General features: G+C 58.9%; 23 protein-coding genes. 22 read left to right on the top strand and 1 reads right to left on the bottom strand.

Going from position 1 to position 21,072, the window contains the following annotated elements; translation table 11 throughout:
- The first annotated feature begins 58 nt into the window (after nucleotides 1–58).
- The 21 genes from trmJ (at nucleotide 59) to ACYZT5_RS18875 (ending at nucleotide 18,936) form a co-directional block, all read left to right on the top strand.
- Nucleotides 59–829, top strand: a complete 771-nt coding sequence (gene trmJ / locus ACYZT5_RS18975; protein ID WP_461977264.1) for a tRNA (cytosine(32)/uridine(32)-2'-O)-methyltransferase TrmJ — start codon at nucleotides 59–61, stop codon at nucleotides 827–829.
- A gap of 2 nt (nucleotides 830–831) precedes the next feature.
- The gene (gene cysE, locus ACYZT5_RS18970) at nucleotides 832–1,608 is read left to right on the top strand and encodes a serine O-acetyltransferase (RefSeq protein WP_462046900.1); all 777 of its coding nucleotides are present in this window, start codon (nucleotides 832–834) and stop codon (nucleotides 1,606–1,608) included.
- A gap of 168 nt (nucleotides 1,609–1,776) precedes the next feature.
- Entirely contained in the window at nucleotides 1,777–2,268 is a 492-nt protein-coding gene (gene iscR, locus ACYZT5_RS18965; RefSeq protein ID WP_007941394.1) for a Fe-S cluster assembly transcriptional regulator IscR, read from the top strand.
- A gap of 50 nt (nucleotides 2,269–2,318) precedes the next feature.
- A complete protein-coding gene (locus tag ACYZT5_RS18960) occupies nucleotides 2,319–3,533 on the top strand; it encodes an IscS subfamily cysteine desulfurase (RefSeq protein WP_462046899.1) in 1,215 nt (404 codons plus the stop codon).
- 84 nt (nucleotides 3,534–3,617) lie between these two features.
- Nucleotides 3,618–4,004 (top strand): Fe-S cluster assembly scaffold IscU, encoded by a 387-nt coding sequence (gene iscU, locus ACYZT5_RS18955; protein WP_003443374.1) that lies wholly within the window; start codon nucleotides 3,618–3,620, stop codon nucleotides 4,002–4,004.
- A gap of 34 nt (nucleotides 4,005–4,038) precedes the next feature.
- On the top strand, nucleotides 4,039–4,362 hold the full coding sequence (iscA, locus tag ACYZT5_RS18950) for an iron-sulfur cluster assembly protein IscA (RefSeq protein WP_007903589.1): 324 nt from the start codon (nucleotides 4,039–4,041) through the stop codon (nucleotides 4,360–4,362).
- Between the two features lie 8 nt (nucleotides 4,363–4,370).
- Nucleotides 4,371–4,892, top strand: a complete 522-nt coding sequence (gene hscB / locus ACYZT5_RS18945; protein WP_462052282.1) for a co-chaperone HscB — start codon at nucleotides 4,371–4,373, stop codon at nucleotides 4,890–4,892.
- A 51-nt stretch (nucleotides 4,893–4,943) separates the two neighbouring features.
- Nucleotides 4,944–6,806: a Fe-S protein assembly chaperone HscA gene (gene hscA / locus ACYZT5_RS18940; protein WP_462046898.1), complete on the top strand. Its 1,863-nt coding sequence runs from the start codon at nucleotides 4,944–4,946 to the stop codon at nucleotides 6,804–6,806.
- Nucleotides 6,807–6,808: 2 nt separating this feature from the next.
- Nucleotides 6,809–7,150: an ISC system 2Fe-2S type ferredoxin gene (fdx, locus tag ACYZT5_RS18935; protein WP_449644200.1), complete on the top strand. Its 342-nt coding sequence runs from the start codon at nucleotides 6,809–6,811 to the stop codon at nucleotides 7,148–7,150.
- Nucleotides 7,151–7,164: 14 nt separating this feature from the next.
- The gene (gene iscX / locus ACYZT5_RS18930; RefSeq protein WP_462046897.1) at nucleotides 7,165–7,365 is read left to right on the top strand and encodes a Fe-S cluster assembly protein IscX; all 201 of its coding nucleotides are present in this window, start codon (nucleotides 7,165–7,167) and stop codon (nucleotides 7,363–7,365) included.
- Nucleotides 7,366–7,457: 92 nt separating this feature from the next.
- The gene (gene ndk / locus ACYZT5_RS18925; RefSeq protein ID WP_007916882.1) at nucleotides 7,458–7,883 is read left to right on the top strand and encodes a nucleoside-diphosphate kinase; all 426 of its coding nucleotides are present in this window, start codon (nucleotides 7,458–7,460) and stop codon (nucleotides 7,881–7,883) included.
- Between the two features lie 28 nt (nucleotides 7,884–7,911).
- Nucleotides 7,912–9,060, top strand: coding sequence for a dual-specificity RNA methyltransferase RlmN (rlmN, locus tag ACYZT5_RS18920; RefSeq protein WP_059403385.1), 1,149 nt, complete (start codon nucleotides 7,912–7,914; stop codon nucleotides 9,058–9,060).
- A 12-nt stretch (nucleotides 9,061–9,072) separates the two neighbouring features.
- A complete protein-coding gene (gene pilW / locus ACYZT5_RS18915; protein WP_462046896.1) occupies nucleotides 9,073–9,831 on the top strand; it encodes a type IV pilus biogenesis/stability protein PilW in 759 nt (252 codons plus the stop codon).
- The gene (locus ACYZT5_RS18910; protein ID WP_462046895.1) at nucleotides 9,831–10,856 is read left to right on the top strand and encodes a RodZ domain-containing protein; all 1,026 of its coding nucleotides are present in this window, start codon (nucleotides 9,831–9,833) and stop codon (nucleotides 10,854–10,856) included. Before pilW ends, ACYZT5_RS18910 begins: the two co-directional genes overlap by 1 nt.
- Before the next feature lie 3 nt (nucleotides 10,857–10,859).
- Nucleotides 10,860–11,969: a flavodoxin-dependent (E)-4-hydroxy-3-methylbut-2-enyl-diphosphate synthase gene (ispG, locus tag ACYZT5_RS18905; RefSeq protein ID WP_149418278.1), complete on the top strand. Its 1,110-nt coding sequence runs from the start codon at nucleotides 10,860–10,862 to the stop codon at nucleotides 11,967–11,969.
- Nucleotides 11,970–12,006: 37 nt separating this feature from the next.
- On the top strand, nucleotides 12,007–13,296 hold the full coding sequence (gene hisS, locus ACYZT5_RS18900) for a histidine--tRNA ligase (RefSeq protein WP_462046894.1): 1,290 nt from the start codon (nucleotides 12,007–12,009) through the stop codon (nucleotides 13,294–13,296).
- 40 nt (nucleotides 13,297–13,336) lie between these two features.
- Nucleotides 13,337–13,978, top strand: a complete 642-nt coding sequence (locus tag ACYZT5_RS18895; RefSeq protein ID WP_129438184.1) for a tetratricopeptide repeat protein — start codon at nucleotides 13,337–13,339, stop codon at nucleotides 13,976–13,978.
- The gene (bamB, locus tag ACYZT5_RS18890) at nucleotides 13,971–15,122 is read left to right on the top strand and encodes an outer membrane protein assembly factor BamB (protein ID WP_462046893.1); all 1,152 of its coding nucleotides are present in this window, start codon (nucleotides 13,971–13,973) and stop codon (nucleotides 15,120–15,122) included. The genes ACYZT5_RS18895 and bamB overlap by 8 nt, the downstream gene beginning before the upstream one ends.
- Nucleotides 15,123–15,382: 260 nt before the next feature.
- Nucleotides 15,383–16,852 carry a ribosome biogenesis GTPase Der gene (gene der / locus ACYZT5_RS18885; RefSeq protein ID WP_046046039.1) on the top strand — a complete coding sequence of 490 codons (1,470 nt, stop codon included), beginning with the start codon at nucleotides 15,383–15,385 and terminating at the stop codon, nucleotides 16,850–16,852.
- A gap of 156 nt (nucleotides 16,853–17,008) precedes the next feature.
- The gene (locus tag ACYZT5_RS18880; RefSeq protein WP_462046892.1) at nucleotides 17,009–18,157 is read left to right on the top strand and encodes a pyridoxal phosphate-dependent aminotransferase; all 1,149 of its coding nucleotides are present in this window, start codon (nucleotides 17,009–17,011) and stop codon (nucleotides 18,155–18,157) included.
- Nucleotides 18,145–18,936 (top strand): amidohydrolase, encoded by a 792-nt coding sequence (locus ACYZT5_RS18875; RefSeq protein WP_462046891.1) that lies wholly within the window; start codon nucleotides 18,145–18,147, stop codon nucleotides 18,934–18,936. The genes ACYZT5_RS18880 and ACYZT5_RS18875 overlap by 13 nt, the downstream gene beginning before the upstream one ends.
- Nucleotides 18,937–19,094: 158 nt before the next feature.
- Here the strand turns inward: ACYZT5_RS18875 and leuA are convergent, their stop codons facing one another.
- Nucleotides 19,095–20,774: a 2-isopropylmalate synthase gene (gene leuA / locus ACYZT5_RS18870; protein WP_033061480.1), complete on the bottom strand. Its 1,680-nt coding sequence runs from the start codon at nucleotides 20,772–20,774 to the stop codon at nucleotides 19,095–19,097.
- Here leuA and ACYZT5_RS18865 point away from each other — a divergent pair.
- Nucleotides 20,767–20,997, top strand: a complete 231-nt coding sequence (locus ACYZT5_RS18865; RefSeq protein ID WP_462052281.1) for a hypothetical protein — start codon at nucleotides 20,767–20,769, stop codon at nucleotides 20,995–20,997. The two genes, leuA and ACYZT5_RS18865, sit on opposite strands and share 8 nt — an antisense overlap.
- Nucleotides 20,998–21,072 lie beyond the last annotated feature (75 nt).

Here is a 21,072-nt window from a genome sequence, read left to right as displayed (position 1 = left end):
AACGGTAGGTTGAGCTGTAAGATTCTGCTCCCCATTAAAGTGTTCGAGAGCGCCTCCCTTGCTGCATAACATTCGTGTCGTCCTGGTCAATACCAGCCATCCCGGCAACATCGGCGGGGCTGCGCGTGCCATGAAGAACATGGGCCTGTCGCGGCTGGTGCTGGTCGAACCGCGGTTGTTCCCGCACCACGAGGCTGATGCTCGTGCCTCCGGCGCCGGGGACATCCTTGAAAATGCGCAAGTCGTCGCCACCTTGGAAGATGCCTTGGTCGGCTGCAATCTGGTGCTCGGCACCAGCGCTCGCGACCGGCGTATTCCCTGGCCGTTGCTCGATCCCCGCGAATGCGGCGTGAAAGTGGTCGAGGAAGCCGGGCAGGGCGCCGAGATTGCCTTGGTCTTTGGTCGTGAAGATTCCGGCCTGACCAACGAAGAGCTGCAGCGATGTCATTATCACGTGCACATCCCATCAGACCCTGAGTTCAGTTCGCTGAACCTTGGGGCAGCGGTGCAGGTGTTGAGCTATGAAGTGCGGATGTCCTGGCTCGCGGCCCAAGGGCAGCCGAGCAAGGTCGAGAAGGATGAAGTGGCGTCCACCAAAAGTGGTGAGCTGGCGACCATGGATGAACTGGAGCGATTCTATGAGCACCTGGAACAAACCCTGGTGGCCATTGAATTCCTCGATCCGGAAAAACCACGGCACTTGATGGCGCGCCTGCGCCGGTTGTACGGACGTAGCTCGGTCAGCCGGGCGGAAATGAATATATTGCGTGGCATCCTCACGGAAACCCAGAAAGCGGCCCGTGGCGAGCTTCTTAAGCGGAAGGATTAAAAATGTTCGAGCGTTTGCGTGAAGATATCCAGAGTGTTTTCCATCGTGATCCGGCAGCGCGCAACGCCTTTGAAGTTCTGACGTGCTACCCGGGCATGCACGCCATCTGGATCCATCGCCTGTCATCGGCTCTGTGGGGCATGGGCTGGAAGTGGCTGGCGCGATTGGTCTCGAACTTCGGTCGCTGGTTGACCGGGATTGAGATCCATCCGGGCGCCAAGGTTGGTCGTCGTTTCTTTATCGACCATGGCATGGGCATCGTCATCGGTGAGACCGCCGAGATCGGTAACGACGTCACCCTTTATCAGGGCGTGACCCTGGGTGGCACCAGCTGGAACAAGGGCAAGCGTCACCCGACTCTGGAAGATGGCGTGGTGGTCGGGGCGGGCGCCAAGGTGCTTGGCCCGTTCACGGTCGGCGCCGGAGCCAAGGTCGGTTCCAATGCCGTGGTCACCAAGGCTGTTCCGGCCGGTGCAACGGTGGTGGGGATTCCAGGGCGAATCATCGTCAAATCCGACGATGAGCAAGATGCCAAGCGCAAGGCCATGGCCGAGAAGATCGGCTTCGATGCCTACGGTGTCGGCGAAGACATGCCCGACCCTGTGGCTCGCGCCATTGGTCAGCTGCTTGATCACCTGCAGGCAGTCGATGGCCGTCTGGAGGGCATGTGCGGCGCGTTGAAGGATCTGGGCAGCAACTATTGCGCCAAGGATCTGCCTGAACTGCGTGAAGAAGACTTTGCCTGCGTCAAGGACAAAGACGAAAGCAAGGCCGGCTAAATCCGGGCTGGTCCTTCGCGAGCAAAGGCTGGCTGTTCCCGGCCAGCCTTTGCTATGATGCGCGCGCTCTTTTGTGGGTAATCCTGACTAAAGTACTAGGTCTTATAGTTGACTTAAATACTCGGGAATTGCATACTCGCCCCATTCTGAACTCCGTGGTAATTGTCCATGCGACTGACTACAAAAGGCCGATACGCCGTGACCGCCATGCTTGACTTGGCGTTACATGCGCAGCACGGGCCGGTGTCCCTGGCCGATATCTCCGAGCGCCAAGGCATCTCCCTGTCCTACCTCGAACAGCTCTTCGCCAAATTGCGCCGCAGCAATCTGGTGTCCAGTGTTCGTGGCCCAGGTGGTGGCTACCAGCTGTCCCGCGACATGCAGGGCATCCAGGTCGCCCAGGTGATCGATGCGGTGAACGAATCGGTCGATGCAACCAAATGCCAGGGCCAGGGCGATTGCCATTCCGGCGACACCTGTCTGACCCACCACTTGTGGTGTGATCTGAGCCTGCAGATTCACGAATTTCTGAGCGGTATCAGCTTGGCTGACCTTGTCACTCGCCGTGAGGTACAAGAAGTAGCCCAGCGTCAGGATCAGCGCCGTTGCAACAGCAAGACGCCACGCCTGGACAAGATTGAAGCGTCCGCCGTCGAATGACAGCCAAAGAGCTAGCGGCACGCCAGCCAGCCTGATTTAGGAGATAGTCCATGAAATTGCCGATTTACCTTGATTACTCTGCGACGACCCCGGTTGATCCACGTGTCGCGCAAAAGATGAGTGAATGCTTGCTGGTTGACGGAAACTTCGGTAACCCGGCGTCCCGTTCCCACGTGTTCGGCTGGAAAGCTGAAGAATCCGTCGAAAACGCTCGTCGCCAGGTCGCTGACCTGGTCAACGCCGACCCGCGTGAAATCGTCTGGACCTCCGGTGCCACCGAGTCCGACAACCTGGCAATCAAGGGTGCGGCACATTTCTATGCCACCAAAGGCAAACACCTGATTACCACCAAGATTGAGCACAAGGCTGTCCTCGACACCATGCGCCAACTGGAGCGTGAAGGCTTCGAAGTCACCTACATCGAACCTCGCACTGATGGTCTGGTCACGCCAGAGATGATCGAAGCCGCCCTGCGCGACGACACCATCCTGGTCTCGGTCATGCACGTGAACAACGAAATCGGCACCATCAACGACATCGAGGCCATCGGCGAACTGACCCGTTCCAAGGGCATTCTGTTCCACGTCGACGCTGCTCAGTCCACCGGCAAGGTCGAGATCGACTTGTCGAAGCTGAAAGTCGACATGATGTCGTTCTCTGCCCACAAAACCTACGGCCCTAAAGGCATCGGCGCACTGTACGTGAGCCGCAAGCCGCGTGTTCGCATCGAAGCGACCATGCACGGCGGCGGTCACGAACGTGGCATGCGTTCCGGTACCCTGGCGACCCACCAGATCGTCGGCATGGGTGAAGCTTTTCGCGTAGCCAAAGAAGACATGGCTGCCGAGAACGTGCGTATCAAAGCCCTGAGCGACCGTTTCTTCAAGCAGGTCGAAGGCCTGGAAGAGCTGTACATCAACGGCAGCATGACCGCCCGCGTTCCGCACAACCTGAACCTGAGCTTCAACTACGTTGAAGGCGAGTCGCTGATCATGGCGCTCAAGGATCTGGCGGTTTCGTCCGGTTCGGCCTGCACCTCGGCATCCCTTGAGCCTTCGTATGTACTGCGCGCCCTGGGCCGCAACGACGAACTGGCCCATAGCTCGATTCGCTTCACCTTCGGCCGTTTCACCACCGAAGAAGAAATCGACTACGCCGCGCAGAAAGTCTGCGAGGCCGTTACCAAGCTGCGCACTCTGTCGCCGCTGTGGGACATGTACAAAGACGGTGTCGACATTTCGAAAATCGAGTGGGCGGCACACTGATTTCAAGTCGCCGCAAACCGGCCCTGCAGGATTTCGATTCGCAGGGCTTAAGAGCGACTCTCTGATGAGTGAGGATTAAGAATCATGGCTTACAGCGAAAAGGTCATCGACCACTACGAGAACCCGCGCAACGTCGGCAAGATGGACGCGGAAGACCCTGATGTCGGCACCGGCATGGTCGGCGCTCCAGCGTGCGGCGACGTGATGCGCCTGCAGATCAAGGTTAACGAGCAAGGCATCATCGAAGACGCCAAGTTCAAGACCTACGGTTGCGGTTCGGCTATCGCCTCCAGCTCCCTGGCGACCGAGTGGATGAAAGGCAAGACTCTGGATGAAGCAGAGACCATCAAGAACACTCAGTTGGCCGAAGAACTGGCCCTGCCGCCAGTAAAAATTCACTGCTCCGTACTTGCTGAAGACGCTATCAAAGCGGCCGTTCGCGACTACAAGCAGAAGAAAGGCTTGATCTGACTTTCAAGATTTGGCGACGAGTAAGGAGTCACCGATGGCTATCAGCATGACAGAAGCGGCTGCTCAACACGTGCGACGCTCCCTCAACGGGCGCGGCAAAGGTGAAGGGATTCGTCTGGGTGTTCGCACCACAGGCTGTTCCGGCCTTGCCTACGTGCTGGAGTTTGTCGACGAGGTGGTTGCAGAGGATCAGGTGTTCGAAAGTCACGGCGAGAAAGTGATCATCGACCCGAAAAGCCTGGCCTACCTGGACGGCACCGAACTCGATTTCGTCAAGGAAGGGTTGAACGAGGGCTTCAAGTTCAACAACCCCAACGTACGCGGTGAATGTGGCTGCGGCGAAAGCTTCAATATCTGAGGCTACTCGTGGGTACTCCTTGTCATTTCGCTTTATTTGAGCTGCAACCGAGCTTCGATCTGGATCTCGATCAGCTGGCTACGCGCTACCGTGAGTTGGCGCGCAGCGTTCATCCGGACCGCTTTGCAGACGCTTCCGAGCGAGAGCAACGGCTGGCGCTAGAGCAATCCGCGAGCCTCAACGAGGCCTACCAGACGCTCAAAAATCCTCCCAAGCGCGCGCGATATCTGCTCGCCCTGGGTGGTCACGAGCTGCCGCTGGAGGTCACGGTGCATGATCCGGAGTTTCTTCTGCAGCAGATGGAGCTGCGTGAAGAGCTCGAAGACCTGCAAGACAGCGCCGACATGGCGGGTATTGCCGTGTTCAAGCGCCGCTTGAAGACGGCTCAGGATGAACTGAACCAAAGCTTCGCAGCCTGTTGGAATAATGCAGCGCAACGTGAACAGGCCGAACGCCTGATGCGGCGCATGCAGTTCCTCGACAAGCTCACTTACGAAGTGCGCCAGTTAGAAGAGCGCCTCGACGATTAACCCAGTGCCGCTCCGGTCGCACGCCTGATATACAGATAAGTCCTGATAACGATGGCCCTACTGCAGATCGCCGAACCCGGCCAAAGTCCTCAACCGCACCAGCGTCGTCTGGCTGTGGGGATCGACTTGGGCACTACCAATTCGCTGGTCGCTGCGTTGCGCAGTGGTCTTTCCGAGCCTCTGGCTGACGCTGACGGGCAGGTTATCCTGCCGTCTGCCGTGCGCTACCACGCCGATCGTGTCGAGGTCGGCGAGTCGGCCAAACTGGCTGCCGCCACCGATCCTTTGAACACCGTGCTGTCGGTCAAGCGCTTGATGGGTCGTGGTCTGTCCGACGTCAAGCAATTGGGCGATCAACTGCCGTACCGCTTTGTCGACGGCGAATCGCACATGCCGTTCATCGACACGATCCAGGGCCCGAAAAGCCCCGTCGAAGTCTCCGCCGATATCCTCAAGGTGCTGCGTCAGCGCGCCGAGGCCACGTTGGGCGGTGAGCTGGTTGGCGCGGTGATCACCGTTCCGGCCTATTTCGATGACGCTCAGCGTCAAGCCACTAAGGATGCGGCCAAACTGGCTGGTCTGAACGTGCTGCGTTTGCTCAATGAGCCGACTGCTGCCGCTGTGGCTTACGGTCTGGACCAGCATGCCGAAGGCCTGGTTGCTATTTATGATCTGGGCGGCGGCACCTTTGATATTTCGATTCTGCGCCTGACCGGCGGTGTGTTTGAGGTGTTGGCTACCGGCGGCGACAGTGCCTTGGGCGGCGATGACTTCGACCACGCAATCGCTGGCTGGATCATCGAGAGCGCCGGTTTGTCGGCCGACCTTGATCCGGGTGCACAACGCAATCTGCTGCAAACCGCTTGTGCGGCCAAAGAGTCCCTGACCCACGCCGCGGCCGTTGAAGTCGCTTATGGCGACTGGAAAGCCGAGCTGACCCGTGAGGCCTTCAATGCGCTGATCGAGCCGATGGTTGCTCGCAGCCTGAAAGCCTGCCGCCGCGCTGTGCGTGATTCCGGTATCGAGCTGGACGAAGTTCACGCGGTGGTCATGGTCGGCGGTTCGACTCGCGTGCCTCGCGTTCGCGAAGCGGTTGCAGAAGCCTTCGGTCGCGAGCCGCTGACCGAAATCGATCCGGATCAAGTGGTGGCCATTGGTGCTGCGATCCAGGCCGATACGCTGGCTGGCAACAAGCGTGACGGCAGCGAGCTGCTGTTGCTTGACGTGATTCCGTTGTCCCTGGGGTTGGAAACCATGGGTGGCCTGATGGAGAAAGTGATTCCACGCAACACCACCATCCCCGTTGCCCGCGCTCAGGACTTCACCACTTACAAAGATGGCCAGTCGGCCATGGCGATCCATGTGTTGCAGGGCGAGCGCGAGCTGATCAGCGACTGCCGCTCCCTGGCACGCTTCGAATTGCGCGGTATTCCGGCGATGGTGGCGGGTGCGGCGAAGATTCGCGTGACCTTCCAGGTCGATGCCGACGGTCTGCTCAGTGTCTCCGCTCGCGAGCTGGGTTCAGGCGTCGAGGCCAGCATTCAGGTCAAACCGTCCTACGGCCTGACCGACGGCGAAATCGCCAAAATGCTCAAGGATTCGTTCCAGCACGCCAGCGACGACAAGGTCGCTCGTGTGTTGCGTGAGCAGCAAGTCGATGCCCAGCGCCTGATCGAGGCGGTGCAAGGCGCCCTCGATGTCGACGGCGAACGCCTGCTCGACGCTGAAGAGCGCATGGTTATCGAGTTGCAGATGCAGGAACTGACCGAATTGATGAAAGGTACCGATGGTTACGCCATCGAGCAGCAGACCAAGCGTCTGTCGCAAGTGACCGATGCCTTTGCTGCCCGCCGCCTGGACTCGACGGTGAAAGCCGCGCTGGCGGGGCGCAACCTGAATGAGATTGAGGAATAACGATGCCGCAGGTCATTTTTCTGCCACACGAAAGGTTTTGCCCGGACGGCATGGTCGTGGAGGCTGAGACCGGTACGTCCATCCTCGAATTGGCTCATGAACACCATATCGAGATGGAAAGCGCTTGTGGCGGCGTCTGCGCCTGCACCACCTGCCACTGCATCATCCGCGAAGGTTTCGACTCGCTGGATGAGGCGGATGAGCTGGAAGAAGACTTTCTTGATCGGGCCTGGGGTCTGGAAGCGCAATCGCGTCTAGGCTGTCAGGCGATCGTCGGGACTGAAGACCTGACCGTCGAAATTCCGAAATACTCGGTCAACCATGCAGCCGAAGCGCCGCACTGATTCAAGGAACTGACATGAGTCTGAAATGGGTTGATGTGCTGGAAATCGCGATCCAGCTGGCTGAATCCAAGCCGGATACGGACCCGCGCTACGTGAACTTCGTCGATCTGCACCAATGGGTGCTGGCATTGCCGGAGTTCAGTGATGATCCGACACGCGGTGGCGAGAAGGTGCTTGAAGCCATTCAGGCCGCCTGGATCGAAGAAGCAGACTGAGTCTGCGCCGTACGCAGTTAGGCAATACCAAAGAACCCGCGTATAATTCGCGGGTTTAATTTTTAACAAATTACCGTTTCTGGAGTTACACCATGGCTGTTCAACGTACTTTCTCCATCATCAAGCCTGACGCTGTTGCAAAAAACGTTATCGGCGAGATCACCACTCGTTTCGAAAAAGCTGGCCTGCGCGTTGTAGCTTCGAAACTGAAGCAACTGTCCAAAGCCGAAGCTGAAGGCTTCTACGCTGAGCACAGCGCTCGTGGTTTCTTCGGCGACCTGGTTGCTTTCATGATCTCCGGTCCGGTTGTTGTTCAGGTTCTGGAAGGCGAAAACGCTATCGCTCTGAACCGTGAGCTGATGGGCGCTACCAACCCTAAAGAAGCTGCTGCCGGCACCATCCGCGCTGACTTCGCTGATTCCATCGACGCCAACGCTGTACACGGTTCGGACTCCGAAGCCGCTGCTGCTCGCGAAATCTCGTACTTCTTCGCAGCTACTGAAGTAACCACTCGCTAAGCATTGGCTTAAGAGTGAAGGTGAATCCATGACTACATCGACTGTAAAAACCAACCTGCTGGGTCTGACTCAGCTGGAAATGGAAAAATTCTTCGACTCAATCGGGGAGAAGCGTTTCCGTGCCGGTCAGGTAATGAAATGGATTCACCACCTTGGCGTCGATGATTTCGACGCCATGACGAACGTCAGCAAAGCCTTGCGCGACAAGCTCAAGGCCATTGCTGAAGTCCGCGGCCCCGAAGTGGTCAGCGAGGACATTTCCACCGACGGCACCCGTAAATGGGTGGTGCGCGTGGCGTCCGGTAGCTGCGTCGAGACCGTGTACATTCCCCAGGGCAAACGCGGCACTTTGTGCGTTTCGTCCCAGGCAGGCTGTGCCCTGGATTGCAGTTTCTGCTCCACCGGCAAGCAAGGTTTCAATAGCAACCTCACCGCCGCCGAAGTCATCGGTCAGGTGTGGATTGCCAATAAATCGTTCGGCAGCATCCCGGCGACCGCCGACCGTGCCATCACCAACGTGGTGATGATGGGCATGGGTGAGCCGCTGCTGAACTTCGACAACGTCGTGGCCGCCATGCATCTGATGATGGATGACCTGGGTTACGGGATCTCCAAGCGCCGTGTAACCCTGTCTACTTCGGGTGTGGTGCCGATGATCGATGAGCTGTCCAAGCACATCGACGTCTCCCTGGCGTTGTCCCTGCACGCACCGAACGACGCATTGCGTAACCAATTGGTACCGATCAACAAGAAGTATCCGCTTAAGATGCTGCTCGAGTCGTGCCAGCGCTACATGTCTTCCCTGGGCGAGAAGCGCGTGCTGACCATTGAGTACACGTTGCTCAAGGACATCAACGACAAGGTTGAACATGCGGTCGAAATGATCGAGTTGCTCAAGAACATCCCGTGCAAGATCAACCTGATTCCGTTCAACCCGTTCCCGCATTCCGGTTACGAGCGCCCGAGCAACAACGCGATTCGCCGTTTCCAGGATCAGCTTCACCATGCCGGCTTCAATGTCACCGTACGTACCACACGCGGTGAAGACATCGATGCCGCGTGTGGCCAATTGGTAGGGCAGGTGCTGGATCGCACCCGTCGCAGCGAACGTTATATCGCCGTGCGCGAGTTAAGCGCCGAAAACGATATTGCGCAGAACGCTGCGAACAATAATTAAGAGAGGATCTCTATGTCCCTGCGCTTCGCGCTGCTTTTGCTATTGGCCAGCCTGTGTGCTGGTTGTGTCCTGTCGGGCGATTTCAACCCGATGAAGACCAGCAAGGGCCGCGATGAAGCGCGTGTTGCCTATGTGCAACTGGGCTTGGGGTACTTGCAACAGGGTATGACCGAACGGGCGAAAGTACCGTTGAAGAAAGCGTTGGATCTGGATGACTCGGATCCAGACGCCAACGCTGCACTGGGTCTGGTATTCCAGGCCGAGATGGAGCCGGAGCTCGCCGACCAGCATTTTCGCAAGGCGCTGTCTTCGCGTCCCGCCGATGCGCGAATCCTGAACAACTACGGTAGTTTTCTTTTCGAAGAGAAACGGTACAAAGAGGCGTACGAGCGCTTTGAACAGGCTGCCGCCGATACCTTGTATCCTGAGCGTTCGCGGGTGTTCGAGAACCTCGGCATGACTGCTTCGAAGCTGGGGCAGCGCGATCTGGCGCAGCAGCAGCTGGAAAAATCCCTGCGTTTGAATCGCCAACAGCCACGTGCATTGCTGGAAATGGCTGAGTTGTCCTTCGAAGACAGGCATTATGTGCCCGCGCGTGACTATTACGACCGTTTTAGCCTGCTCACCGAGCAAAATGCACGTAGTCTATTGCTCGGCGTTCGGCTGGCAAAAGTGTTTGAAGATCGCGACAAGGCCGCCAGTTTTGGCCTGCAACTAAAACGACTCTATCCCGGTACGCCGGAATATCAGCAATACCTGTCGGAGCAATGATGAAAGCGGCGCATCCCGAAGTTGTAGCAGCGAATCGCGTTAACCCCGGTGAGACCTTGCGCCAGGCACGCGAAAGCAATGGCTGGTCGCTGGCTGAAGTGGCCCTCAAGCTCAACCTCACCGTCAATTCCCTGAGCAATCTGGAAGCCGGCGCTTTCGACAAGTTGCCTGGGCATACGTTTGCTCGGGGTTATATTCGCGCCTACGCGAAATTGCTGGGCATGGATCAAACCGTACTGGTCCAGCAGTTCGACCAATCCACCGGCACCGACTCCCAGGGCAGCAACGTTCATAGTCTGGGACGTATCGAAGAGCCGGTTCGGGTTTCCCACACCATTTTGCGAATTGTCAGCCTGCTGTTGCTGATCGCAGTGATTGGTGGTGGTTTTGTCTGGTGGCAGGATCAAACCTCGCTGCGCACCAAAGACCTGATCAGCCTGAGCCCGGAACACGTTGAAGTCGAAGGCGCTGACGGCACCACCCAGATCCATCCGCTGGACGAGCCGGAAGACCAGGCTGTCGCGGAAGGTCAGGCTGAAGGCTCGACTGCGCTGGCGTTGCCGCAAGCCGAGACTTCGGCTGAAGCGCCGGCTGAAGCGGAAGCCACTGCGCCTGTTGCCGCTCCGACTGCACCGGCTGCCCCAGCGCCTGCAGCACCGACGCACAGCACCGCGCCGGTTGTCGCAACTCCGGCCCCGACTGCTCCTGTGGTATCGACCCCGCCTGCAACCGCTTCGGTCACGCCGACCATTCCCGCTCCAGCGGCGGCTGCCCCGGTTGCTGGCCAAGGCCATGTTCAACTGCAATTCATCGCCGATTGCTGGACGCAAGTGACCGATGGCACCGGCAAGGTGTTGTTGAGCGGTCTCAAGCGTAAAGGCGAAAATGTTTCTGTCAGCGGCAAACCACCCATTTCCGTGCGTCTGGGCTTCGCCCGTGGCGCGCAGGTCAGCTACAACGGGCAGGTGGTTGATGTCGCTCCGTTCACCAGTGGCGAGACTGCTCGCCTGAAGTTGGGTCAATAAGTCATGCACGGCGAATCTCCAATCAAACGTCGCGAATCGCGCAAGATCTGGGTCGGTAACGTGCCCGTCGGCGGCGATGCGCCTATCGCTGTGCAGAGCATGACCAACAGCGACACCAATGACGTAGCCGCCACCGTTGCCCAGATCAATCGTCTGGAAGCCGCTGGCGTCGATATCGTGCGGATTTCCGTGCCGGACATGGACGCCGCCGAAGCCTTCGGCAAGATCAAGCAACTGGTCAAGGTTCCACTGGTTGCCGACATCCACTTCGACTACAAGATCGCTCTGCGCGTAGCCGAACTGGGCGTTGACTGCCTGCGGATCAACCCGGGCAATATCGGTCGCGAAGACCGCGTGCGTGCAGTCGTCGATGCCGCCCGTGATCGCGGGATTCCGATTCGCATTGGTGTGAACGCCGGTTCCCTGGAAAAAGACCTGCAAAAGAAATACGGCGAGCCGACCCCGGCTGCACTGGTTGAATCCGCCCTGCGTCACGTCGAGCACCTTGAACGCCTGAATTTCAAGGACTTCAAGGTCAGCGTCAAAGCCTCTGATGTGTTCATGGCCGTCGCCGCTTACCGCTTGCTGGCCAAGGAAATCGTTCAGCCGCTGCACCTGGGCATCACCGAAGCCGGTGGTTTGCGCTCAGGCACGGTGAAATCCGCCGTGGGCCTCGGTATGCTGCTCGCCGAAGGGATTGGCGATACTATTCGCATCTCGTTGGCGGCCGACCCGGTCGAGGAAGTGAAAGTCGGCTACGACATTCTCAAATCCCTGCACCTGCGTTCCCGTGGCATCAACTTCATCGCCTGCCCGAGCTGCTCGCGGCAGAACTTCGATGTGGTCAAAACCATGAACGAGCTGGAAGGGCGCCTTGAAGACCTGCTGGTGCCGCTGGATGTCGCGGTCATCGGTTGCGTGGTCAACGGGCCAGGCGAAGCCAAGGAAGCCCATATCGGCTTGACCGGCGGCACGCCAAACCTGATTTATATCGACGGCAAGCCGTCGCAGAAACTGACGAATGACAATCTGGTGGATGAGCTCGAACGCTTGATCCGTCAGAAAGCGGCCGAAAAGGTCGAAGCCGACGCAGCTGTTATCGCGCGCGGCTGAGCCCGACTGAAGAGCCGAACGAATTTAAGGATTTATAGTGAGCAAGTCTCTGCAAGCCATACGTGGCATGAACGACATCCTGCCCGAGCAGACTCCCCTGTGGCGTCATTTCGAGGGCACCGTCTCGCGTTTGCTGGATAACTACGGTTACAAGCAGATCCGCATGCCGATCGTCGAGTTCACCGAACTGTTCAAGCGCTCGATCGGTGAAGTGACCGACATCGTCGAAAAAGAGATGTACACCTTCGACGACCGCAACGGCGACTCTCTGACCCTGCGCCCTGAAGGCACGGCGGCCTGCGTGCGTGCGGTGCTTGAGCACGGCATCACCGGTGGTGGCCAGGTGCAGAAACTCTGGTACATCGGCCCGATGTTCCGCCACGAACGTCCGCAGAAAGGCCGTTATCGCCAGTTTCACCAGATCGGTTGCGAAGTCTTCAACCTCGACGGTCCGGACATCGATGCCGAGCTGATCGTACTGACCTGGCGCCTGTGGGGCGAGCTGGGCATCCGTGATGCGGTCAAGCTCGAACTCAACAGCCTGGGCACCGCTGAGTCCCGTGGTCGCTATCGCGAAGCGCTGGTCGAGTTCCTCTCGGCCCGCCTGGACAAGCTGGACGAAGACAGCCAGCGCCGTTTGAAGACCAACCCATTGCGGGTTCTGGATACCAAGAACGCTGACACTCAAGCCGTGCTGGTCGACGCGCCGAAAATGGCCGACTACCTCGACGAAGAGTCTCGCGTGCACTTCGAGGGCCTCAAGGCTCGCCTGGACACCGCCGGCATTCCTTACGTGATCAACCCGAAGCTGGTACGCGGGCTGGATTACTACAGCAAGACCGTTTTCGAATGGGTCACCGACCAGTTGGGCGCTCAAGGCACCGTGTGTGCCGGTGGTCGTTACGATGGTCTGGTAGAGCAGATGGGCGGCAAGCCGACCACTGGCGTTGGTTTCGCCATGGGCATCGAGCGCCTGGTGCTGTTGCTTGAAACCCTGGAGCAGATCCCGGAAGAAATCTCCCGTCAGGTCGACGTCTATCTCTGCGCCTTCGGCGAAGCCGCCGAGTTGGCGGGTCTGGCCTTGAGTGAACGTGTTCGTGATCAATTGCCCAACCTGCGCCTGCAAGTGAATGCCGGCGCCGGCAGCTTCAAAAGCCAGTTCAAGAAAGCCGACAAGAGCGGTGCGTTGTACGCGCTGATCCTCGGTGACGACGAAATGGCCCAGCAAGTGGTAGGTTTCAAACCCCTGCGTGGCCAGGGCGAACAACAAAGCATTGCCTGGGATGCGCTTGCTGCACACCTGGCCACCTGCGTCGTGCAGGGTTGAAGCTGTCAAACAGCCGATTTAGCGATTAAGGAGTATTGGGGTGTCGAGTACCGAAGACGAACATCTGGCGGATTTGAAGGACTGGTGGACACGCAACGGCAAGCCCCTGGTCACTGGCGGCCTGTTGGCGCTGGTCATCGTGTTCGGCTGGCAGGCCTTTCACAAGTATCAGAGCAATCAGTCGCAAGGCGCCTCGATGCTCTATCAGCAACTGCTGGAAACCACGTTGACGCCTGACGGCAAGCCTGATGCCGCCCGTGTTGCGGACCTGGCCGGCAAGCTCAACAGCGAGTTCGGCGGTAGCGCTTACGCGCAATACGGCAGCCTGTTCGTGGCGAAAGTCGCGGTCGACAGCGGCAAGCTGGATGACGCAGCCAGCGAGCTGAAAGCCATCGTCGCCAAACCGGCCAACCCGGCGCTGGGCGAAATTGCTCGCCAGCGTCTGGCGCAGGTGCTGGCCGCGCAGAACAAGGCCGATGAAGCCCTGAAACTGCTCGAAGGCGATGCCGATAAAGCATTCCTGGCCACTCGCGAAGAACTCAAAGGCGACCTGCTGGTGCAGCTGGGTCGTACCGATGAAGCGAACACGGCGTATCAAAAAGCCAAGGCGGCACTGTCGGATGAAGCGGCAGTGGGTGGCCTACAAATCAAGCTGGACGACCTGGCCAAAGGGGATGCGTGACGTGATTCGTTGGAAACATGCAGCATTGCTGGCTCTGGCCATATTGGCCGCGGGTTGCAGCAGCAACAGCAAAAAAGAACTGCCACCGGCCGAATTGACCGACTTCAAAGAAGAAGTGGTTCTGCAAAAGCAGTGGAGTCGTTCGATCGGTGACGGTCAGGGCGAAACGTACAACATGCTGGTTCCGGCGATCGATGGCGATACCATCTATGCCGCCGACGTCACCGGTGTGGTGATGGCGATGGATCGCAGCAATGGCGACGTCAAATGGAAGAAAGATCTCGAGCTGCCTGTTTCCGGCGCCGTTGGCGTGGGTTACGGTTTGCTTGTGTTCGGTACGACCAAGGGCGAAATTGTTGCCCTGGACGCCAGCAGCGGTGAAGAGAAATGGCGCGCTCGCGTGTCCAGTGAAGTCCTCGCACCGCCGGCAAACAACGGCGACGTGGTGGTGGTTCAGACTCAGGATGACCGTCTGATCGGTCTGGATGCCGCTACCGGTACCCAGCGCTGGTTGTATGACAGCACTCCAGCGGTATTGACCCTGCGCGGCACCAGTGCGCCGATCGTCACCAACCGCCTCGCGGTGGCTGGCCTGTCGACCGGTAAAGTGGTCGCTCTCGATATTTCCAACGGCGTGCCGGTATGGGAACAACGTGTAGCGATTCCACAAGGCCGTTCGGAACTGGAGCGCGTTGTCGATATCGACGGTGGCCTGCTGCTGTCCGGCGGTACGCTGTATGTCGCCAGCTATCAGGGTCGCGTTGCGGCGCTGGATCTGGAAAGCGGTCGTCAGCTCTGGCAGCGTGATGCTTCCAGCTATGCCGGTGTCGCCCAGGGTTTTGGCAGCGTTTACGTGAGCCTGTCTTCGGGCACCGTTGAAGGCGTCGACGAACGTTCCACCACAGCCTTGTGGAGCAACGATTCGCTGGCCCGTCGTCAACTGTCGGCTCCGGAAGTGTTCTCCAGCTATGTTGCAGTCGGTGACATGGAAGGTTACCTGCATCTGCTGAGCCAGGTTGACGGTCGTTTCGTCGGCCGCGAGCGCATCGACAGCGACGGCCTGCGTGCCCGTCCGCTGGTGGTGGGTGACACGATTTATCTGTATGGCAACAGCGGCAAACTGGAAGCCCTGACCATTAAGTAGCATTATTTTCTAAAGGAGCCGAGCGAAGTTCAGGCAAGGCAAAAATCAGCGAGGGAGCGGAGTTGACTTTAGTCAATGAGCATCCTGAGCTGATTTTTAACGCAGCATGAGCGAGCGCAGGCCCTTTAGCTATGCTTGGGGTTAAACCCCAGGCAGCCCCGTTTTACGGGGTTCGCAGCACTCCCAAGTGCTGCCCCGAGCACCAGCCGCTGCCTCGCAGCGGCTTTTGTATTTTCTGAAATAACGAAGTGGAGAGCCGCATGGTTCCCGTAATCGCCCTGGTGGGCCGACCGAACGTCGGCAAGTCCACCTTGTTCAACCGCCTGACCAGGACTCGCGACGCCATCGTCGGCGACTTGTCCGGTCTGACCCGTGATCGCCAATACGGTGAGGCCAAGTGGCAAGGGCGTTCCTACATTCTGGTCGACACCGGCGGTATCTCCGGTGACGAGCACGGTATGGACGAAAAAATGGCCGAGCAGTCGCTGCTGGCCATTGAAGAAGCGGATGTCGTTCTGTTCCTGGTAGATGCCAAGGCCGGTTTCACCGCCGCCGACCAGATGATCGCCGAGCATTTGCGCAAACGTAACAAGCGTTCTTACGTGGTTGCCAACAAGGTCGACAACATCGACCCTGAAATGGCCCGCGCCGAATTCGCCCCGTTGGGCATGGGCCACGCGATCCCGATCGCCGGTGCTCATGGTCGTGGCATCACCCAGATGCTGGAAATCGCTCTGAGCGACTTCCCGAAAGACGATGACGAGCTGGAAGAAGGCGAGGAAGAGATCGTTGCCGAAGGCGAGGAAGCCAAGCGCATTCCTGGCCCAAGTGAAAAAGACGGGATCAAGATCGCTATCATCGGCCGTCCAAACGTCGGCAAGTCGACCCTGGTCAATCGCATGCTCGGTGAAGACCGGGTAATCGTCTATGACGAGCCCGGCACCACCCGCGACAGCATCTACATCCCGTTCGAGCGTAACGACGAGAAGTACACGCTGATCGACACCGCCGGTGTGCGCAAGCGCGGCAAGATCCATGAAGAAGTCGAAAAATTCTCCGTGGTCAAGACCCTGCAGGCGATCAAAGACGCCAACGTGGTGATCTTTGTGATGGACGCCCGCGAAGGCGTGGTCGATCACGATCTCAACCTGCTGGGCTTCGCCATTGAGTCGGGTCGTGCGCTGGTTATCGCGATCAACAAGTGGGACGGCATGACGCCGAGCGAGCGCGACTTCGTGAAGGTCGAGCTGCAACGTCGACTGTTCTTCGTCGACTACGCCGACATTCACTTCATCTCGGCCCTGCACGGCACGGGCGTGGGCAACCTCTACGCCTCCGTACAGAACTCGTTCAAGTCTGCGGTCACCCGCTGGCCAACCAACCGCCTGACCACGATTCTGGAAGATGCAGTTGGTGAGCACGCGCCGCCGATGGTCAACAACCGCCGGATCAAGCTGCGTTATGCCCACTTGGGTGGCGCGAACCCGCCGATCATCGTGATTCACGGTAACCAGATCGAGAAGGTGCCGAAGTCTTACGTGCGTTATCTGGAAAACACTTACCGTCGTGTCTTGAAGCTGGTCGGTACGCCGATCCGCATCGAGTTCAAGGGTGGCGAGAACCCGTACGAAGGCAACAAGAACTCGCTCACCGACCGTCAGGTCAACAAGAAGCGTCGCATGATGTCGCACCACAAGAAAGCCGACAAGAAGCGCCGCGACAAGCGTTGATTCAAGGCTGCCGATGATCGTTCCCACGCAGAGCGTGGGAACGATCGATATAGAGAAGGGTGCCAGTTGGTACCCTTTTTTTATGGGCGACGGATGGGCTATCCTCGGACTCTCCCGCGCCGCCGTTAGCGCCGGGTGTAGAGCAGGGAATCACCGATGATCACCAGTAAGCTGCCGAATGTCGGCATCACTATCTTCACTCAGATGTCTCAGCTCGCGGCGCAAACCGGGGCGCTGAATCTGTCCCAGGGTTTTCCCGATTTCGATGCCCCGCAGGCCCTGTGCGATGCTGTTGGTCGGCATATCGCCAATGGCCACAACCAGTATTCGCCGATGACCGGCCTGCCGGCATTGCGTCAGCAGATTGCGGCGAAGATCGCCCGCAGCTACGGCGTCAATGTGGATGCCGACCATGAAGTGACAGTCACTCCCGGTGCAACCCAGGCGATCTTCTGCGCCATTCAGGCCGTTATCCACAGCGGCGACGAAGTGATTGTCTTCGATCCGGCCTACGACAGTTACGAGCCGTCGGTTGAGCTGGCCGGAGGTCGCTGCGTCCATGTGCAGTTGGGCCTGAATGACTTCGCCATCGACTTCCAGAAGCTGGGTGAAGCCATTACCCCACGCACGCGGATGATCATCCTCAACGCCCCTCATAACCCAAGCGGCGCACTGATCAGCCGTGCCGAACTGGATCAGCTGGCGGTGTTGATTCGCGATCGCGACATCTATGTCATCAGCGATGAGGTCTACGAACACCTGGTGTTCGATGGCGTGCCCCACGTTAGCGTGCTGGCTCATGAAGAGTTGTATCAACGGGCATTCGTCGTCAGTTCCTTCGGCAAGACTTACCACGTCACTGGCTGGAAAACCGGCTACGTGGTCGCACCGCCGGCCCTCACCGCCGAGCTGCGCAAGGTTCACCAATACGTCAGTTTCTGCGGCGTAACACCGCTGCAATATGCCTTGGCCGACTTCATGGCCGAGCACCCGGAACACGTCGAAGAACTGCCGGCGTTCTATCAGGCCAAGCGCGATCTGTTCTGTGATCTGCTGACGCCGTCGCGTTTCAGCTTCACCCGAGTGGCCGGTACTTATTTCCAGTTGGTCGATTACTCGCAGATTCGTCCGGACCTCAACGATGTCGAGATGGCGTTGTGGATGACCCGCGAACATGGCGTGGCGAGCATCCCGATCTCGGTGTTCTACCAGACTCCGCCCGAAGGCCAGCGCCTGGTGCGCCTGTGCTTCGCCAAACGTGAGGAGACCCTGCGTGAAGCAGCGGCAAAACTATGCGTGATCTGAGCGCGCTACCCAATCTGAACATCGCACTGATCCAGACCACCCTGGCCTGGCACGATCGTCAGGCCAATCTGGAGCATTTCGAGCCGTTGCTGGAACAGGCTCGCGGCGCTGACCTGATCATCCTGCCGGAGATGTTCACCACCGGTTTTTCCATGGAGTCGGAAACCCTCGCCGAGCCGGAAAATGGTCCGACCAGCAAATGGCTGCGGGTTCAGGCTGCGAAACTGGATGCGGTGATCACCGGCAGCGTGATCGTCCAGGCGGCTGACGGCAGCCATCGCAATCGCCTGTTGTGGGCGCGGCCGGACGGGGAGGTGTGGCACTACGACAAGCGCCATCTGTTCCGCATGGCCGGTGAGCACAACCACTACACGCCGGGTGAACGCCAGGTGCAGTTCGAGCTCAAGGGCTGGCGAGTGCGGCCGCTGATTTGCTACGACCTGCGCTTTCCGGTCTGGAGTCGCGATTCTCAGGATACCGACCTGTTGCTGTACACCGCCAACTGGCCGGGTGCGCGGCGTCAGCACTGGAACCGTTTGCTGCCAGCGCGGGCGATCGAAAACCTCTGCTACGTGGCGGCGGTGAATCGCATCGGTACCGATGGCAAAGGCTTTGCCTATACCGGTGACAGTCAAGTGCTGGACTTCCAGGGTGAGACATTGCTCAGCGCTGGCGAAGCGGATGGCGTGTTCAAGGTCGTTCTGGACGCGGCGGAACTGGCGGCTTACCGCACACGCTTTCCAGCGAACCTGGATGCCGATACTTTCGAGTTCACGTAACCGATCGTTCCCACGCTCTGCGTGGGAATGCCTCAAGGGACGCTCCGCGTCCAGTGACGCGGAGCGTCACGGGCTGCATTCCCACGCAGAGCGTGGGAACGATCAACAAAAAGGCCCCGAGGTTCTCACCCCGGGGCCTTTTGCATTTCAGCGAAGGCTTACGCCGCTTTCGCTTCCGGCTGGCTCAGCGAGCGGTTCAGTGCGCTGAACAGGGCCTTGAAGCTGGCAGTGGTGATGTTTTCATCGATACCCACACCGTGCACCGCACGCTCACCGTTCACGCGCAGTTCAATGTAGGCCGCAGCCTTGGCATTGGTGCCCGCGCCGATGGCGTGTTCGTTGTAGTCCATGATTTCCACCGGAATCGGCAGACCGGCCACCAGCGCTTCCAGGGCACCGTTGCCCTTGCCACGCCAGTGCAGGTTGGTTTCGCCCTGGCCTTTACCAGAGACTTCCACTTCCACGGCGCTGTGACCGTTTTCTTCTTGCAGGCGATGGCTGACCAGCGCGTACGGCGTGTTGGCTTGCAAGTACTCGCTGTGCAGCAGCGCGTGGATCTGCTGAGCCGTCATCTCGAGGCCCAGACGGTCGGTTTCCCGCTGCACAACCTGGCTGAATTCGATCTGCATGCGACGCGGCAAGCTGATGCCGTATTCCTGTTCCAGCAGGTAGGCGATACCGCCCTTGCCCGACTGGCTGTTGACGCGGATCACCGCCTCGTAGCTGCGGCCGATGTCGGCCGGGTCGATCGGCAAGTACGGCACTTCCCACAGAGCGTCCGGTTTCTGCTGGGCGAAGCCCTTGCGGATGGCGTCCTGGTGGGAGCCGGAGAACGCGGTGTGAACCAGGTCGCCGACGTACGGGTGACGTGGGTGCACTTGGATCTGGTTGCATTCTTCGACGACTTTACGCACGCCGTCGATGTCGGAGAAGTCCAGCTCAGGGTGAATGCCCTGGGTGTAGAGGTTCAGTGCCACGGTCACGAGATCGACGTTACCGGTGCGCTCGCCGTTGCCGAACAGGCAGCCTTCGACACGGTCGGCGCCGGCCATCAGGCCCAGCTCGGTGGCGGCAACACCCGTGCCACGGTCGTTGTGGGTGTGCAGGCTGATGATCACGCTGTCACGACGGTTGATGTGACGGCCGAACCATTCGATCTGGTCGGCATAGATGTTCGGGGTCGCGCATTCGACGGTAGCCGGCAGGTTGAGGATCACCTTGTGCTCAGGCGTCGGGTTCCAGACTTCAATCACCGCGTCGCAGACTTCTTTGGCGAACTCGAGCTCGGTGGCGCTGAAGGTTTCTGGCGAGTATTCGAAAGTCCACTCGGTGTTTGGCTGTTGGGCGGCATATTTGACGAACAGCTTGGCCGCGTTCACGGCAATGGCCTTGACCCCTTCCTTGTCCTGGTTGAAGACAATGCGGCGGAAAGAAGGGGAGGTGGCGTTGTACAGGTGAACGATGGCTTTCTTCGCTCCGCGCAGGGATTCGAAGGTGCGCTCGATCAAATCTTCACGGCCCTGGGTCAGCACCTGAATGGTGGTGTCGTCCGGGATGTGGTTGCCTTCGATCAGGGTACGCACGAAGTCGAAGTCGGTTTGCGAAGCCGCCGGGAACGACGCTTCGATTTCTTTCACGCCGACCGACACCAGGGTTTTCCAGAAACGCAGCTTCTTGACCGCGTCCATTGGCTCGATCAGCGACTGGTTACCGTCACGAAGGTCGGAGCTGCACCAGATCGGCGCGGCGGTAATGGTCTTCGACGGCCAGGTGCGGTCCGGGATGTCGATGGTCGGGAACGCGCGGTATTTCGAAGACGGGTCTTTGAGCATGCTCATCGGGAAATCCTTATTGTGTGGGCCGAAAAAAGGCGGCCTGCCGGTGGATCAAATGTTCTTGGGGGAAAGCGTAGGGCGAGGCACCGCAAATTCAGCCCGGCAGTCGTGCACTGACAAGGCACAGGCTGCGGTGCTGGCGAAGCTGAATGAGGGTGTGAGAGGTTTTCATGCCCTCAACCCTAACCGCGAGGGTGAAGGATGGCAAGCGGTCGAAAAAAATTGAGAGGAATCCTCTAAAAGTCTTCTTTATCGAGATTTTATTGCGGTGAGTGGTGGTGATTGTTTTTATGTTTGCGCG

Source organism: Pseudomonas sp. LB3P14 (genome assembly GCF_054898045.1).
This window is presented reverse-complemented; position numbering and strand designations above follow the sequence as displayed.

Excerpts from the sequence above, each read along its gene's own strand:
- cysE (WP_462046900.1), top strand. The coding sequence starts at position 832 with ATGTTCGAGCGTTTGCGTGAAGATATCCAGAGTGTTTTCCATCGTGAT.
- iscR (WP_007941394.1), top strand. The coding sequence starts at position 1,777 with ATGCGACTGACTACAAAAGGCCGATACGCCGTGACCGCCATGCTTGAC.
- ACYZT5_RS18960 (WP_462046899.1), top strand. The coding sequence starts at position 2,319 with ATGAAATTGCCGATTTACCTTGATTACTCTGCGACGACCCCGGTTGAT.
- iscU (WP_003443374.1), top strand. The coding sequence starts at position 3,618 with ATGGCTTACAGCGAAAAGGTCATCGACCACTACGAGAACCCGCGCAAC.
- iscA (WP_007903589.1), top strand. The coding sequence starts at position 4,039 with ATGGCTATCAGCATGACAGAAGCGGCTGCTCAACACGTGCGACGCTCC.
- hscA (WP_462046898.1), top strand. The coding sequence starts at position 4,944 with ATGGCCCTACTGCAGATCGCCGAACCCGGCCAAAGTCCTCAACCGCAC.
- fdx (WP_449644200.1), top strand. The coding sequence starts at position 6,809 with ATGCCGCAGGTCATTTTTCTGCCACACGAAAGGTTTTGCCCGGACGGC.
- iscX (WP_462046897.1), top strand. The coding sequence starts at position 7,165 with ATGAGTCTGAAATGGGTTGATGTGCTGGAAATCGCGATCCAGCTGGCT.
- ndk (WP_007916882.1), top strand. The coding sequence starts at position 7,458 with ATGGCTGTTCAACGTACTTTCTCCATCATCAAGCCTGACGCTGTTGCA.
- rlmN (WP_059403385.1), top strand. The coding sequence starts at position 7,912 with ATGACTACATCGACTGTAAAAACCAACCTGCTGGGTCTGACTCAGCTG.
- pilW (WP_462046896.1), top strand. The coding sequence starts at position 9,073 with ATGTCCCTGCGCTTCGCGCTGCTTTTGCTATTGGCCAGCCTGTGTGCT.
- ACYZT5_RS18910 (WP_462046895.1), top strand. The coding sequence starts at position 9,831 with ATGAAAGCGGCGCATCCCGAAGTTGTAGCAGCGAATCGCGTTAACCCC.
- ispG (WP_149418278.1), top strand. The coding sequence starts at position 10,860 with ATGCACGGCGAATCTCCAATCAAACGTCGCGAATCGCGCAAGATCTGG.
- bamB (WP_462046893.1), top strand. The coding sequence starts at position 13,971 with ATGCGTGACGTGATTCGTTGGAAACATGCAGCATTGCTGGCTCTGGCC.
- der (WP_046046039.1), top strand. The coding sequence starts at position 15,383 with ATGGTTCCCGTAATCGCCCTGGTGGGCCGACCGAACGTCGGCAAGTCC.
- ACYZT5_RS18880 (WP_462046892.1), top strand. The coding sequence starts at position 17,009 with ATGATCACCAGTAAGCTGCCGAATGTCGGCATCACTATCTTCACTCAG.
- ACYZT5_RS18875 (WP_462046891.1), top strand. The coding sequence starts at position 18,145 with ATGCGTGATCTGAGCGCGCTACCCAATCTGAACATCGCACTGATCCAG.
- ACYZT5_RS18865 (WP_462052281.1), top strand. The coding sequence starts at position 20,767 with ATGCTCATCGGGAAATCCTTATTGTGTGGGCCGAAAAAAGGCGGCCTG.
- leuA (WP_033061480.1), bottom strand. The coding sequence starts at position 20,774 with ATGAGCATGCTCAAAGACCCGTCTTCGAAATACCGCGCGTTCCCGACC.